This window comes from Pseudomonas sp. FG29, assembly GCF_057809355.1.
In genome coordinates this window covers 17,277-31,822 of record NZ_JBMDJU010000004.1, presented here as the reverse complement: position 1 = coordinate 31,822, position 14,546 = coordinate 17,277, and the positions used below count along the sequence as shown (strand labels likewise).

Genomic DNA, 14,546 nt, shown 5'->3' with positions numbered 1-14,546 from the left:
GCCACGCCTGCCGAGTCAACTTGGATCGGATTTTTTCAACAGGCTGGCGGCCATCAGCGCGAGCATTGCCACGCCGACCAGAAGCAGCGCCCAAAGCCCCCAGCGCTGCCAGTTGCGAGGTGCAGCGGCAGACGCGGCCGGCGCACTGACCTGTAGCGCATCGACAGCCACCTCGGCCTTGGGCAATGCAGCCAGGCGCTCGGGCTGGTAGCCGGGGATCAGCGTGGTGATCGGCAGCGCTGCCGAACCGGCCCCCGCACGGCCCAATGCCAACTGATAGGGCGGCTCGCCACGCGCAAGGAACACCAGTTGCGTGGCACGCACGGCCAGTTGCAGACGCGGCGCCTGGCTGCCCAGGCCACCGCCACGCGCATCGACGCGCAGGCTGAGCTGACGCACCGGCCAGCCTGGCAGGGCCAGTTCATCCTGACGCGCCTCTCGTCCTTCCTGGGGCAGGCGGTAGAACACCCCGCTGGCCAACGCCTGCCAGGGCTCCTGCTCGCGCGTGCGCGCCGTGAACCAGACTGGCGCCAGAGTATTGGGCTCGTCCAGCGCGATGCGCAGACGCTCCAGCGGCAAGGCCTGCGGCAACTGCCACTGGTAGTGCCCGTCGGCTCCAGCCTTGCCTTCCAGCGGTTCGGACCATACCAAGGGTGCAGGGCCGCTCGCCTGGCGACGGCTACGCAGGGTGACCACGTCCAGTTGCGGTGCCTGCTGGGGGCTGCGCCAGAGCAGGCGCAGATAGCGCGCCGGCTCGCCAGGCAGTTCGACCTGACGCTGATCGATACGCTCATCGGCGAAACTCAGACGCGCCACCTGCCCATCGCCCCAACTGCGCCAGTGCTGCAGATCATCGCTGGCTTCGATGGTGAAACGCTGAAAACCCTCCTCGCCGCCACTCCAGTTCAGATTGAGGCGTACCAGCGGCGCATCGATGGCGCTGGCATCGAGCAGCCAACCACGCAACTGGCGCTGCGTCTGCGTCGGCTGTTCGTCGCTCAACTCGATCAGGGTGCCATCGGTGTTGCGTTGCACACGCAGGCGTGGCACGCCGCCTTGCTCGGTATCGCCATACAGCGGGAACCAGCGCACGCCATGTTCCTGCTCCTCGTCGCGCGACTCACGTTGGCCGGGCAGCAGTGCATAGGCCATGGCCTGGCCCTGGCCGTTGAACACGCGCAGATCCCGTAGATCGCCATGCTCAGCCGCGTAGTAGACAGCCATGGGCAATTCCACGCGGTACCACGGGCCTTCTCCGCTCAGGGTCAGCGGCAGATTCTGGCGATAATCCTGCAGCCCTTCCTCGGCCTGTGCGACGGCAGCCCAGGCCAGGATCAGGGACACAACGGTGACGATGAATCTCACGACAACGACTCCTTGCTCGCAGGGGCTTCCTCGGTCTGGCGCGGCGGCAACGGGGCGAAATAGCCCACCACCAGAAGCAACACGCCGACCCCGATGAACGACACGATGCGCTCCAGCCCACCGCGATTGCCCAACTCGATGAAGAACAGCTTGGCCACCACCAGGGCGATCAGCGCAGCGCCGACCAGCCACAGCTCACGCCGCGCACGCAGGTGGCCGAACAGCATCAGTGCCAGGGCGATCAGCGTCCAGACGATGGACAGGCCGGCCTGCACCAGCATCGACTCGAACAGCGCCGCACTGTGCCAAGCCACACCACCCCAGTGGTGGGCAGTACGCATCACCATCACCGTCAGCAGGGCGAACAACGACGCTCCCGCCACGACCTGTACCACCTGCAACGCACGGGCAGGCTCCAGGCCAAAGCGCGGCAGGGCGAAACGGCCCCAGGCCAGCAACGCACCGAGGCACAGCAGCAGGCCCAGCTCCAAGGGGTTGAACAGCGGCACGTAGGGCAACGGATCACTGTCGCCGGCGCTGTTGGCATTGGCCAGCCAGAACCAGGCGAGCATCAGTGCCGCCAGCGGTGCTGCTGCCCACAAGCGGTACTCACGCTCGAAGCTGACCACCGGCCAAGGCAGGCGGCGGGCCTGGGCCATGGCCCACAGATAGGCGGTCGGCAACAGTGCCCAGCCCAGCCAGCGCCAGGCGTTGTAGTGCTCGGCCAGGCTCAACAGCAAGTAGCGCAACTCCAAGGCCAGCACACCGATCAGCAGCCAGCAGCCGAGTACATGGGCGACACTGGCCGCCCTGCTCGGTAGCAGCTCGGCAAGTCGCTTCAACGCCAGCAAATGCACCACCAGCACGGCAGCCCAACCCAGCCAGCCGAAATTCGCCGCTGGGTGATAGTAGGCATGCCAGGCAAAGCCCAGGATCGATCCCGCCACAGGCGCCAGCAGGCTGCTCAACAGTGCCAACTCACGCCAGCGGGTGCGCAGGGCCAGCAGCATCCAGAGCAGCGCCGACACTGCCGCCAGCCCCAGCAACGCACTGGCCTGCAGCTCCGGCGCGACGAAGCGCAGCACCTCGCTGCTCACAGCCAGCGCCCACCAGCCGGCGCCCCACGCCAACAGCAACTGGCCCAGACGCTGCAGGCTGACGCCATCGATGCCCGTTTCGCGCCCGCTACGTGCCAGGCTATGCAGGCGCCAGGCACCGACTTGCGCGGCCAGGCCGAGCACGGCGGGCGTCCAGAAACCGGTGTGCGCCAATGGCGACAGGCCCTCGCTACTGATACCCGCCAGCAATAGCGGCCCTGCGGCGAGGAAGGCCAGGCCGGCGAATACCTGCAGCACCAGGCTGAACAGGAACGCCGCGCGCTGCTGCAGATACAGCGCCAGCCACATGATCAGCAGCCCCGTGCCGCCCCACACCGCCGCTGCCGCCACCCAGGGCAGCACGAACAGCACCGCCAGGTTGATGAACACCAGGCCCACCAGCATCACCATCGACAGCGCGCCGAGCAGGCGGCGATTCTCGCGGATCAGCGGATTACGCGCCGCCAGCAGCATGCCAGCGATCAGCCCCAGGCCGACCATCGACGCCGCCAACAGGCCGAACCAGCCGGCACTGAAGCCGCCACGGCCGAACAGCGAATCCAGCGCCATCTGGCCGAGGAACAGCAGACCGCCGAGCAACTGGACGGCGAAGGCACAGTAGACGAAGCCAGGCGCAGCCAGGCGCAGGCCGATGAACAGCGTTGCCAGTCCGGCCAGCGCCCAGGCAATCGCCGTACCGGGCGCCTCGAACAGCAGCGGCGCGATCAGATAGAGGAAAGCCAACCCGGCCAGCCCCAACCAGGGCAGCAGGCGGTTTTCCCTGGCACTGGCGAGCTGCGGCGCCTGGCGCAGTTGCCAATAGCTGAACAGCAGCGCCGCACCGAGCATCAGCGCGCCCAACGGCGAGCCATCGAGCAGGCTGTCGTAGCCGAAACCCAGCCCCATGACGAAGGCCAATGCCGCGCCCACCTGCAGCAATAGGGCAAACGCACGCGCCAACGGCCGTCCCTGGCGCAGGCCCAGCCAGAAGATGCCGGCGCCTTCCAGGGCCCAGGCAGCGCTCGTCCAGCGTGCATCGAGGCCGAGCGGGATGGCCAGGCTGGCGAATACCACGCCGAGCGCCAGGCAGGTTTCCACCAACAGCAATGCCCGTTCGCCGGCACGTGCCTTGAGCACCCGCGCCAGCAGCAGATAGAACAGCCCCAGCCCCAAGGCACTGAAGGCGGCGGCGAACTCGATATGCCGCACCAACGCGACCTGCAGACCGAAGCCGACCAGCGGCGGGCCAAACAGCGTGGTGGCATCGACGTAATCACCACGGCGCAGCGACCAGCGCAGCAGCTCGTCCCGTGCCTCGGGCGCATCCGCCGCGTCGCGCAGGGTGCGGCGGGCGAACAGCAGGCCGATGGCCACGTACATCAGGAAGAACAGCACCAGGAACGGCTCGGTGCTCCACAGCAGCTCCGGCGTGTAGGAGCGCAGCCCCCAGGCGAAGCCGATGCCGAACGTACCGACGAAGCCGATCAGGTTGAGCTGGCGCCAGGCCTTGAACCAGGCGATAGCGAAGATGCCGGCGTTGAGCAGGGCGAAATAGGAGAACAGCGCGACATGATTGCCGCTGCCGGTGGAGGTGAGAATTGGCGCGGCGAAACCACCCAGCGCCGCCGCAGCGGCCAGGCCGAGGGCATCCTGCTGCACAGCGAGAATGGCCGAGAACGCTGTCACCGCCACCAGCAGGCCGAGGGCCATGCCCGGATCGAGCAGCGGATGCAGGCGCATGGCGGCGAACACCGTCAGGTACAGCACGGCGATACCAGTGCCCTGCAGCACCAGGGCGTACCCGCGATTGCGTCGGCGGAGCCACCAGCCCAGACCGAGCAACGCCAGGGCGCTAGCCGCCACGCCCATGTAGCGCAGCTCGATCGGCACCTCGACGCCTTCGGTGGCGTAGCGCAGAAGAAAGGCCAGACCAAGGAACAGCAGCACCACACCGACCCGCAGCACGGTATTGCCGCCAAACAGCCAGGCCTTGGCCGCCGCGATGCCGCGCTCGATCAGGTTCGGCTCAGGCGGCACCGGCTCGCGCCAGGCGCTTTGCTGCGCGGCCACTGGTGCTTCGTGGACGACCTGCGCGGCCAGAGGTTCGGGTTCTTCGACAGGCTGCGGCGGCTCGACTTCCGGCAAGGGTTCGAGCGTCCAGTCCAGCTCTGGCAAGGGCTCTTCGGCAGCGATGGGGTCGGACTGAGGTTCGGGGGGCAGATTGACGGCAGGCTCGGCAGGCGTAGCAACCGGCTCGGGCTCGCTGCGTTCCCCCTGCTCCACCTTGAGCAGACGCTCGTGCATGGCACGTGTGCCACGCTCGAAGCGTTCGGCGAAATCCTTGAGCTGCGCAGTCAGCTGCGCGTTGCGCGACTCCAGCCCTTGCAGCCGCAGCGCCTGGCCCATACTGAGGCCGATCAGGCCACCCAGTAATGCGCCCGTGACCGATTCGCCAGCGCCCGCCCCGAGCACCAAACCGACCAGCATGAAGATCCATTGCATGCGTATATCCCAACCCTGAGAGAGATCGTCTCGCGCGCCTATCAGGACGCCCGAGACGGGCACACAGTATAGGAGTCGCATCGACCAACACCCAGAGAGACGTCTGCCAAACCGTTCACAGGCACAACGCAAAGCGATCAGCCGCCAGCCGGTGCTTCACAAACGCCCCGCGCCCGCTATCATCGCCGCCCCGTGACCGTAGGGCGGACTCGCGCGCGAAGCGAACAGTCCGCCGACAAGACAGGCCTAGCCAAGCATCATGATCAAACCCCGCCTGATAGCCGCTGCAGAGATCGACCGCCTGGAAACCTGGGCCAAATACACCGCCGACATGTGCCACAGCTGCATCTCCAGCTGCTGCACCCTACCGGTGGAAGTGCGCCTGAACGACCTGATCCGCCTGGAACTGGTGGACGAGTTCGAACGCAGCGAGCCGCCGAAGAACATCGCCAAGCGCCTGCAGAAGGACGGCATCGTCGAGCGCTTCAACCAGAAGTCGGGCATCTTCACCCTGACGCGCATGTCCAATAACGACTGCCTGTTCCTCGACCGCAAGACGCGCCTGTGCACCGTCTACGAGAAGCGTCCAGACACCTGCCGCCATCACCCCAAGGTCGGCCCACGGCCAGGGTATTGCGCGTACAAGCCCAAGTAGTCGAAAAGTTGCCGGGCGGATCTGGCGTCCAGCTCGCCTGATATACCGCATTCGCCGCGGGGCGCGGCTCCTACGCAAGCACGAGCAGCTCCGCCCCGGGGCGAAGCTTGCTAGCGGCGCAAGCCGATAACTCGGCCAACGCATACCGGCTGTGGCAACTCCTGATGTTCTGAAGCGAGCTGCACGACCTTGCCTGCAACGACTGCGTCGAAAGACGTCGCTCGCCCGGCCGTACTGTCGATATTCATCAGCATCTGCTCGCTTTCCGCGAGGCTGGCGTCCTCGCCCGGCCGATAAAGACCATGGTGGATATGCAGGCGCTTTGTGTCATGCGCCAGCAGTTGAGTGCGCACCTCGACCTCTTCGTCCTCCTTCACTTCCGCCAGGAAGTTGAGGTGGCACTCCAGGGTGTAAAGCGTATGACCGGTGCGAGCGCGACCGGCTTCGTCCAGACCCAGCATGTCCATCAGCGCATCGGTGGCGTGGCTGAAGATCAGCAGATAGAAGGCGTCGCGCAGATGGCCGTTGTAGTCGACCCAGTCGCTGCCGACACGAGTTTGGTAGGTGGTGAGCATGCTTGCGGTGTCCCGTTGCTGTAGGAGGGGCTTTAGCCGCGATAGTGCAAGCATCACGGCCGCCCGCAAAAATCAGAAGCTGCTTACTCGGCAAACTCGAAGCCGTGCTTGGCCTTGGTCTGGCGAATCGCCTCCAACACCGCCAGCAGGCAATCGTCGCGGTAGCGTTCCAGCGCATCCAGGCTGCGTTCGCCCTGCTGCTCCGCCGTACCTTCGACCACCGCGTCGATCAGCCCATCGGTCAGTTCCGGCGCCTCAAGATACGTCCAGGGCAGTTTCAGCGCCGGGCCGAACTGCGCCATGAAGTGGCGCATGCCGGCCGGGCCACCGGCCAGGGTGTAGGTCAGGAAGCTGCCCATGAACGACCAGCGCAGGCCGGCGCCAAAGCGGATCGCGTCGTCGATCTCGCCGGTGGTCGCCACGCCGTCGTTGACCAGGTGCAAGGCCTCGCGCCATAGCGCCTCGAGCAGGCGGTCGGCGATAAACCCTGGCACTTCCTTGCGCACATGCAGTGGGCGCATGCCCAGGGTTTCATACACCTCCATGGCCGCCTGCACTGCCTCAGGTGCGGTCTTCGCGCCGCCGACCACCTCCACCAGCGGCAGCAGGTACACCGGGTTGAACGGATGACCGACCACGCAGCGCTCGGGATGCGTAGCATCTGCGTAGAACTCGCTGGGCAACAGGCCCGAGGTACTGGAGCCGATCAGCACGTCGGGGCGCGCGGCAGCGCTGATCCTGGCGTGCAGCTCGCACTTGAGGTCGAGGCGTTCGGGCGCGCTTTCCTGGATGAAATCGGCATCACGCACGCAGTCTTCGATGCTGCTGACGAAGCGCAAGCGCTCCAGCGAGGCGCCGGGCGCCAGGCCCTTTTTCTCCAGGGCCGGCCAGGCATTGGCCAGTCGCGTGCGCAGCGCCTGCTCAGCGCCGGGGGCCGGATCCCAGGCGATCACGTCGAGGCCATGGGCCAGGGCGCGAGCGATCCAGCCAGCACCGATGACGCCGGTGCCGAGGGCGGCGAAGGTCTTGATATGGGTGACGAAGGTCATGGTTGAACTCCGGTAGCCCGGATGCAATCCGGGGAATTGGCATAGAGAAATGATCAGGCAGAGAGCGTGTCGCACAGCCCCCTCTCCCCCGGCCCCTCTCCCGCAAGCGGGAGAGGGGAGAAAACCGCTAACGACGCTTGAGCTTCATCTTCTCCCGCCCCTCGGCCGGGCTCAGGGCGCGGCCGCCTAGGCGCTCGATGATCTCGATGGCGCGTTCGACCAGTTGTCCGTTGCTGGCGTGCACACCGCGATCCAGCCAGATGTTGTCCTCCAGCCCTACCCGCACATGGCCGCCGAGCAGCATGGCCTGGGCCACCATGGGCATCTGCATGCGGCCGATGCCGAAGCCGGCCCAGGTGATGCCCGGCGGCAGGTTGTCGGCCATGGCCTTCATGGTCGTGGTGTCGGCTGGCGCGCCCCAGGGAATGCCCAGGCACAGCTGGATCAGCGGGTCGTCCAACAGGCCTTCCTTGATCATCTGCTTGGCGAACCACAGGTGGCCAGTGTCGAAGATCTCCTGCTCGGCCTTCACCCCCAACTCGGTAATGCGCTTGGCACCGGCGCGCAGTTGCGCCGGGGTGGAGACGTAGATGAAGTCGCCGTCGCCGAAATTCAGCGTGCCACAGTCCAGGGTGCAGATTTCCGGCAGCAGTTCCTCGACATGCGCCAGGCGGGTGAGCGGCCCGACCAGATCAGTGCCGGCGCCGAACTCCAGCGGCTGCTCGCCGCGGCCAATCTCCAGATCACCGCCCATGCCGGCGGTGAGGTTGATGATCACGTCGGTGTCGCTTTCGCGGATACGCTCGACCACCTCGCGGTACAGCGCCACGTCGCGGCTCGGCTTGCCGGTCTGCGGGTCACGCACATGACAGTGAGCAACGGTGGCGCCGGCCTTGGCCGCCTCGATGGCGGCGGCGGCGATCTCCTTTGGCGTGACCGGGATCGCCGGATGCTTGCCGACGGTGTCGCCAGCGCCGGTCACCGCGCAGGTGACGATAACTTCGTAATTCATCTTCGACTGTCCTTTCCAGGGGCGAACGGGATCCGACGGCATGGCCGCAGATTTTGAATGGGAGAAAGGTGGCGCCGGATAACCGCGGCGCCCGGGTATCAGTTGCCGGCGACCAGCGCGGCGTTGGCCGGCTTGCCGTCGAGGGTGGTCACACCTTGGAGCCAGGCGTCGACCACCTGCGGGTTGGCCTTGATCCACTCTCGCGCGACCTGCTCCGGCGCCTTGCGCTCCATGATCGGCTGCATCAGCGCGGCCTCCTGCTCACTGGTGAAGCGCAGGCTGGTCAGTAGACGGTTGGCGTTGGGGCAGCGCTCGGCGTAATCCGGCGCGGTGACGGTGGACACGGTAGCGGCGCCATCATTGGGGCCAAAGACGTCTTCGGTGCCGGTCAGGTAGGTGATGGGCATGGACAGGTTCATCGGGTGCGGCTTCCAGCCGAAGAACACCACCGGTTTCTGGTTCTTCACCGCACGCCCCACGGCCGCGAGCATGCCGGCCTCGCTCGACTCGACCAGCTTGAAGCCGCCCAGGCCGAACTGGTTGCCGTCGATCATCTTCTGGATCGCCGTGTTGGCGCCGGAGCCGGCCTCGATGCCATAGATCTTGCCGTCCAGCTCGTCCTTGAATTGAGCGATATCAGCCAGGGTCTTGAGCCCCTTGTCGGCGGTGTAGCTGGGCACCGCCAGCACTGCCACGGCATCGCTCAGCGACAGCGTGCGTCAGCTGGAACGACTGTTCCGCCATCATCTGCAGACCACGCCGTCGGCCTTCTATCTCGGCCTACGCCTGGACAAGGCGCGCCAATTGCTGCGCCAGAGCGATCTGAGCGTGCTGGAGGTGAGCCTGGCCTGCGGCTTCGAGTCGCCGAGTTATTTCTCGCGCAGCTACAAGGCGCATTTCGGCGTGACGCCGAGCGAGGACAGGCACGAACGCCTGCCCCACGGCTGAAAGAAGCGTGCCCGGAACCGGGCACGCACTGGCATCAGGCCGAGCGGCCCATTTCGGTGAGGGCAGACTGCACCAGGGGGTGCAGGTTCTCCCCCCGGCGCTCCAGTTGCCAGGCCATCAGCTCGATGCGCATCGCTGGCGTCCAGAAGCTCTGAATGTGCTGCTGAACGCCTTTGACCGCCAGCACCGGGTCAGGCTCGGTGGCGAAGAATTGGGCGATCTGATTGGCCATCTTGACCAGGTTTTCCGCACTCATCGACGCACCTCGGCTTTCTCCTGTTTACGGCGCTCGCTGAGCAGACGCTGCTGCTCGTCGCTGAAGGCCTGGTAGCGTTTCTGCCATTCCGACGGCTGGTACACCCGCGTGACTTCCACCGCCGTGACCTTGTACTCGGGGCAGTTGGTCGCCCAGTCGGAGTTGTCGGTGGTGATCACGTTGGCGCCCGACTCGGGGAAGTGGAAGGTGGTGTAGACCACGCCCGGTGCGACGCGCTCACTGACCCGTGCGCGCAGCACGGTCTGCCCGGAGCGGCTGCCCACACCAACCCAGTCGCCGTCGGCAATACCACGGCTTTCGGCGTCGGTCGGGTGGATCTCCAGGCGGTCTTCCTCGTGCCAGGCAACGTTCTCGGTGCGCCGCGTCTGCGCGCCGACGTTGTACTGGCTGAGGATACGGCCGGTGGTGAGCAGCAGCGGGAAGCGGCTGTTGACCTTCTCCTCGGTCGGCACGTAGCCGGTGAGCATGAAGCGCCCCTTGCCGCGCACGAACTCTTCGATGTGCATGGTCGGCGTGCCGTCCGGGGCCTCGTCGTTGCACGGCCATTGCAGGCTGCCGTGGCGATCCAGCTCGGCGTAGCTGACGCGGGTGAAGGTGGGCGTCAGGCTGGCGATCTCGTCCATGATCTGCGACGGATGCTGGTAGTCCATCTTGTAGCCCAGGGCATTGGCCAGGGCGATGGTGGCTTCCCAGTCGGACTTGCCGGCCAGCGGCTCCATCACCTTGCGCACGCGCGAGATACGGCGCTCGGCGTTGGTGAAGGTGCCGTCCTTCTCGAGGAAGGAGCTGCCCGGCAGGAACACGTGGGCGAATTTGGCGGTTTCGTTGAGGAAGATGTCCTGCACCACCACGCATTCCATGGCCGACAGGGCGGCGGTAACGTGCTGGGTGTTGGGGTCGCTCTGGGCGATGTCCTCGCCCTGGCAGTACAGCGCCTTGAAGGTGCCGCCGAGCGCCGCCTCGAACATGTTGGGGATGCGCAGACCCGGATCAGGCTGCAGGGTCACGCCCCAGGCCTGCTCGAACTGGGCACGGACTTCGTTGTTGGAGACATGGCGGTAGCCCGGCAGCTCGTGCGGGAACGAGCCCATGTCGCAGGAGCCCTGCACGTTGTTTTGCCCACGCAGCGGGTTGACGCCCACACCTTCACGACCAATGTTGCCGGTGGCCATGGCCAGGTTGGCGATGCCCATGACCGTGGTACTGCCCTGGCTGTGTTCGGTGACGCCCAGGCCATAGTAGATGGCCGCGTTGCCGCCGGTGGCGTAGAGGCGTGCCGCTTCGCGTATCAGTTGCGGCTCAACGCCACAGATCGGGCCGAGCACTTCCGGCGAGTTCTCCGCCTGGCTGACGAAGGCGCTCCAGCGGGCGAAATCGGCCGGCTCGCAGCGCGCATCGACGAACGGCTGGTTGACCAGGCCCTCGGTGACGATGACGTGGGCCAGAGCATTGAGCATGGCCACGTTGGTGCCCGGACGCAGTGCCAGGTGGTAGTCGGCGCGGGCATGCGGCGAGTCCACCAGGTCGATGCGGCGTGGGTCGATGACGATCAGCCTTGCGCCCTGGCGCAGGCGGCGCTTGAGCTGCGAGCCGAACACCGGGTGCGCGTCGGTGGGGTTGGCGCCCATCACCAGAATCACGTCGGCCAGCATCACCGAGTCGAAGCTCTGGGTGCCGGCGGATTCCCCCAGGGTCTGCTTGAGGCCATAGCCGGTCGGCGAGTGGCAGACGCGGGCACAGGTGTCGACGTTGTTGTTACCGAAGCCGGCGCGTACCAGCTTCTGCACCAGATACACCTCTTCGTTGGTGCAACGGCTGGAGGTGATACCGCCAATGGAATCGCGCCCGTACTTGAGCTGGATGCGGCGGAACTCGCTGGCGGCGTAGGTCACCGCCTCGTCCCAGCTGACTTCCTGCCAGGGGTCGTTGATGCTCTTGCGGATCATCGGTTTGGTGATGCGATCCGGGTGGGTGGCGTAACCCCAGGCGAAGCGGCCCTTGACGCAGGAGTGGCCGTGGTTGGCCTGGCCGTTCTTGTCCGGCACCATGCGCACCAGTTCGTTGCCCTTCATCTCGGCGCGGAACGAGCAGCCGACCCCGCAGTAGGCGCAGGTGGTGATCACGCTGCGCTCGGGCTGGCCTTTCTCGACCACGCTCTTTTCCATCAGCGTGGCGGTCGGACAGGCCTGCACGCAGGCGCCACAGGACACGCACTCGGAGCTGAGGAAGTCGTCGCCGCCGGCAGCCGCCACGCGCGACTCGAAGCCACGCCCCTCGATGGTCAGGGCGAAGGTGCCCTGGGTTTCCTCGCAGGCGCGCACGCAGCGGTTGCAGACGATGCACTTGCTCGGGTCGTAGTCGAAGTAGGGGTTGGAGACGTCCTTGGCTTCGCTCAGGTGGTTGGCGCCGTCGTAGCCGTAACGCACCTCACGCAGGCCAACCTGGCCGGCGACGGTCTGCAGCTCGCAGTTGCCGTTGGCCGAGCAGGTCAGGCAGTCCAGCGGGTGGTCGGAGATGTACAGCTCCATCACGTTGCGGCGCAGGGTGGCCAGCTTGGAGGTCTGGGTGCGGACCACCATGCCTTCGCTGACAGGCGTGGTGCAGGAGGCCGGGTAGCCGCGCATGCCGTCGATCTCCACCAGGCACATGCGGCAGGAGCCGAAGGCTTCCAGGCTGTCGGTGGCGCAGAGTTTGGGGATGGTGGTGCCGAGCATGGCGGCAGCGCGCATCACCGAGGTGCCGGCCGGCACGCTGATGCTGCGCCCGTCGATGCTCAGGCTGACCTGCACCTCGCTCTCGCGAGCGGGGGTGCCGAAGTCGGTATCTGTAGCGGGGTCGAAATAGCTGATCATTGTTCTGCCTCCGAGGTCTTGAGCCCGAAGTCGCCAGGGAAGTGCTTGAGTGCACTGCTGACAGGGAAGGCGGTCATGCCGCCGAGCGCGCACAGCGAACCGTGCGTCAGGGTATCGCAGAGATCCTTGAGGATGATCACCTGCTCGTCGCGTGCCGCGTCATCGGGCGCCGCCAGCAGGCGGTCGACCACCTCGACGCCACGGGTCGAGCCGATGCGGCAGGGGGTGCACTTGCCGCAGGATTCCTCGGCACAGAACTCCAGGGCAAAACGCGCCATCTGCGCCATGTCCAGGCTGTCATCGGCCAGCACTACGCCGCCGTGACCGAGCATCGCGCCCATGGCGGCGAAGGCTTCGTAGTCCAGTGGGGTGTCGAACTGGGAAGGCGGCACCCAGGCGCCCAACGGGCCACCCACCTGTGCCGCCTTGATCGGGCGACCACTGGCGGTGCCACCGCCATAGCCTTCCACCAGCTCGCGCAGGGTCAGGCCGAAGGCACGTTCGACCAGACCGCCCTGGCGGATATTGCCGGCCAACTGGAAGGGCATGGTGCCCAGCGAGCGGCCCATGCCGAAGTCGCGGTAGAAGGCTGCGCCACGCGCCAGGATCACCGGCACCGAGGCCAGGGTGAGCACGTTGTGCACCAGCGTCGGCTGGCCGAACAGGCCTTGCAGCGCTGGCAGCGGCGGCTTGGCGCGCACGGTGCCACGCTTGCCTTCCAGCGATTCCAGCAGCGAGGTCTCCTCACCGCAGATATAGGCACCGGCACCGACCCTAACTTCCATGTCGAAGGCGCGACCACTGCCGGCCACATTGGCGCCGAGCAGACCGGCCGCACGGGCGACCTCGATGGCCTCGCGCAGCGCCTGCACGGCCTGCGGGTATTCGGAGCGGATGTAGACGTAACCCATGGTCGCTTCGACCGCCAGGCCGGCAATCGCCATGCCCTCGATCAGCACGAAGGGGTCGCCTTCCATCAGCATGCGGTCGGCGAAGGTGCCGGAGTCACCTTCGTCGGCGTTGCACACCACGTACTTCTGCGCGGCTTGCGCGCCGCGCACGGTGCGCCACTTGATGCCGGCCGGGAAGGCGGCGCCGCCACGGCCACGCAGGCCGGATTCCAGCACTTCGGCGACGATGGCATCGCCGTCCATGCCGATGGCGCGGGTCAGACCCTCGAAGCCGCCCGTGGTGCGGTAATCGTCCAGCGCAGTGGGACGGGTGATGCCGGCACGGGCGAAGATCAGGCGCTGCTGGCTCTTGATGAACGGCAGTGCCTCCACCAGACCGACGGCGCTCGGATGCTGATTGCCGCCATTGGTCAGCGCATCGAGCAGGCTACCGGCCTGGTCGGCGCTCAGCGGGCCAAAGCCGAGGCGGCCCTCGGTGCTGTCGACTTCCAGCAGGGGCTCCAGCCAGTACATGCCGCGCGAGCTGGTGCGTTGAATCTCGACCGGCAACTGACGGCGCTCGGCTTCGCTGCGCAGGGCCTCGGCCAGTTGGTCGGCGCCCACGGCGCGAGCGATGGAGTCGCAGGGTACGTAGAGCTTCAGCATGGCGTTTTCTCCAGGCAACCCTCGACCAGTTGCTGCAGGCGCTCGGGGGTGACCCGGGCGTGTAGCTGGCCATCGAGTTCCAGGGCCGGCGAACAGGCGCAGGCGCCCAGGCAATAGACCGGGCGCAGGCTGATCTGGCCGTCCTCGCTGGTGCCATGGTCATCCAGCCCGAGGTGCTCGCGCACCTGGGCGGCCAGTTGCTTGGCACCTCGGCTCTGGCACGACTCGGCCAGGCACAGGCGCAGGATGTGCTTGGCCGGCTCGCTGGTGCGGAAGTCATGGTAGAAACTGATCACCCCACGCACTTCGGCCTGGGTCAGGTTCAGTGCATGAGCGATTTCGGCGATGGCGACATCGGGTACGTAACCGATGCCCTCCTGGATGGCATGCAGAATCGGCAGCAGGGCACCGGCGGTGTCCTTGTGCTCGTCCAGCACGCCTCGAATCAAAGGCAGGTGAAGCGTCTCATCAGGCATTACAGCGTTCCTCTGTCACAGGCCGTTGTAGTTTTCTGGGCCTGGAGGTTGCAGCTGTGGCGATTCTGCCCGTCACGGTTGCTGGGCGAATCGCCATCGAAAATGGCCTGGGCGGCGCATCTGCGCGCACGCGCCCGGTCATTAGCGGAGCTTGCCATCCCCACACCGGAGAAATTGCACTC

10 protein-coding genes and 2 pseudogenes are annotated in these 14,546 nt (G+C 66.4%); 2 read left to right on the top strand and 10 right to left on the bottom strand.

Features of this window, described 5'->3' with window-relative positions; all coding sequences use genetic code 11:
• Positions 1–15 precede the first annotated feature (15 nt).
• Complete coding sequence (locus ACODS1_RS06810; RefSeq protein WP_489085030.1) at positions 16–1,365, bottom strand: DUF3999 domain-containing protein; 1,350 nt, start codon at positions 1,363–1,365, stop codon at positions 16–18.
• The gene (locus tag ACODS1_RS06805) at positions 1,362–4,964 is read right to left on the bottom strand and encodes a DUF2339 domain-containing protein (RefSeq protein ID WP_489085029.1); all 3,603 of its coding nucleotides are present in this window, start codon (positions 4,962–4,964) and stop codon (positions 1,362–1,364) included. The genes ACODS1_RS06810 and ACODS1_RS06805 overlap by 4 nt, the downstream gene beginning before the upstream one ends.
• Positions 4,965–5,223: 259 nt before the next feature.
• Between ACODS1_RS06805 and ACODS1_RS06800 the strand changes: the two genes are divergently transcribed.
• A complete protein-coding gene (locus ACODS1_RS06800) occupies positions 5,224–5,619 on the top strand; it encodes a YkgJ family cysteine cluster protein (RefSeq protein ID WP_322979355.1) in 396 nt (131 codons plus the stop codon).
• 110 nt (positions 5,620–5,729) lie between these two features.
• Here the strand turns inward: ACODS1_RS06800 and ACODS1_RS06795 are convergent, their stop codons facing one another.
• The 4 genes and pseudogenes from ACODS1_RS06795 to ACODS1_RS06780 form a co-directional block, all read right to left on the bottom strand.
• On the bottom strand, positions 5,730–6,194 hold the full coding sequence (locus ACODS1_RS06795; protein WP_489085028.1) for a thioesterase family protein: 465 nt from the start codon (positions 6,192–6,194) through the stop codon (positions 5,730–5,732).
• 83 nt (positions 6,195–6,277) lie between these two features.
• A complete protein-coding gene (locus ACODS1_RS06790; RefSeq protein WP_489085027.1) occupies positions 6,278–7,243 on the bottom strand; it encodes an L-carnitine dehydrogenase in 966 nt (321 codons plus the stop codon).
• 127 nt (positions 7,244–7,370) lie between these two features.
• Positions 7,371–8,255 carry a 3-dehydrocarnitine:acetyl-CoA trimethylamine transferase CdhC gene (gene cdhC, locus ACODS1_RS06785; protein ID WP_489085026.1) on the bottom strand — a complete coding sequence of 295 codons (885 nt, stop codon included), beginning with the start codon at positions 8,253–8,255 and terminating at the stop codon, positions 7,371–7,373.
• Between the two features lie 98 nt (positions 8,256–8,353).
• A pseudogene (locus ACODS1_RS06780) lies at positions 8,354–8,965 on the bottom strand (glycine betaine ABC transporter substrate-binding protein); the annotation flags it as partial.
• 7 nt (positions 8,966–8,972) lie between these two features.
• Here ACODS1_RS06780 and ACODS1_RS06775 point away from each other — a divergent pair.
• Positions 8,973–9,203, top strand: a pseudogene (locus tag ACODS1_RS06775) (helix-turn-helix domain-containing protein); the annotation flags it as partial.
• Between the two features lie 34 nt (positions 9,204–9,237).
• Here ACODS1_RS06775 and ACODS1_RS06770 read toward each other — a convergent pair.
• From ACODS1_RS06770 to ACODS1_RS06755, 4 genes are read right to left on the bottom strand one after another with little or no spacing between them, the layout of a single operon-like run.
• Entirely contained in the window at positions 9,238–9,459 is a 222-nt protein-coding gene (locus ACODS1_RS06770) for a formate dehydrogenase subunit delta (RefSeq protein ID WP_322979361.1), read from the bottom strand.
• On the bottom strand, positions 9,456–12,332 hold the full coding sequence (gene fdhF / locus ACODS1_RS06765) for a formate dehydrogenase subunit alpha (RefSeq protein WP_489085025.1): 2,877 nt from the start codon (positions 12,330–12,332) through the stop codon (positions 9,456–9,458). Before fdhF ends, ACODS1_RS06770 begins: the two co-directional genes overlap by 4 nt.
• Positions 12,329–13,888 (bottom strand): formate dehydrogenase beta subunit, encoded by a 1,560-nt coding sequence (locus ACODS1_RS06760; RefSeq protein WP_489085024.1) that lies wholly within the window; start codon positions 13,886–13,888, stop codon positions 12,329–12,331. Before ACODS1_RS06760 ends, fdhF begins: the two co-directional genes overlap by 4 nt.
• Positions 13,882–14,364: a formate dehydrogenase subunit gamma gene (locus tag ACODS1_RS06755; RefSeq protein WP_322979364.1), complete on the bottom strand. Its 483-nt coding sequence runs from the start codon at positions 14,362–14,364 to the stop codon at positions 13,882–13,884. Before ACODS1_RS06755 ends, ACODS1_RS06760 begins: the two co-directional genes overlap by 7 nt.
• Positions 14,365–14,546: the final 182 nt, after the last annotated feature.

Bases quoted from the DNA above. Each gene is read 5' to 3' on its own strand.
- ACODS1_RS06770 (WP_322979361.1), bottom strand. From the start codon at position 9,459: ATGAGTGCGGAAAACCTGGTCAAGATGGCCAATCAGATCGCCCAATTC.
- fdhF (WP_489085025.1), bottom strand. From the start codon at position 12,332: ATGATCAGCTATTTCGACCCCGCTACAGATACCGACTTCGGCACCCCC.
- ACODS1_RS06790 (WP_489085027.1), bottom strand. From the start codon at position 7,243: ATGACCTTCGTCACCCATATCAAGACCTTCGCCGCCCTCGGCACCGGC.
- ACODS1_RS06800 (WP_322979355.1), top strand. From the start codon at position 5,224: ATGATCAAACCCCGCCTGATAGCCGCTGCAGAGATCGACCGCCTGGAA.
- cdhC (WP_489085026.1), bottom strand. From the start codon at position 8,255: ATGAATTACGAAGTTATCGTCACCTGCGCGGTGACCGGCGCTGGCGAC.
- ACODS1_RS06755 (WP_322979364.1), bottom strand. From the start codon at position 14,364: ATGCCTGATGAGACGCTTCACCTGCCTTTGATTCGAGGCGTGCTGGAC.
- ACODS1_RS06760 (WP_489085024.1), bottom strand. From the start codon at position 13,888: ATGCTGAAGCTCTACGTACCCTGCGACTCCATCGCTCGCGCCGTGGGC.
- ACODS1_RS06805 (WP_489085029.1), bottom strand. From the start codon at position 4,964: ATGCAATGGATCTTCATGCTGGTCGGTTTGGTGCTCGGGGCGGGCGCT.
- ACODS1_RS06795 (WP_489085028.1), bottom strand. From the start codon at position 6,194: ATGCTCACCACCTACCAAACTCGTGTCGGCAGCGACTGGGTCGACTAC.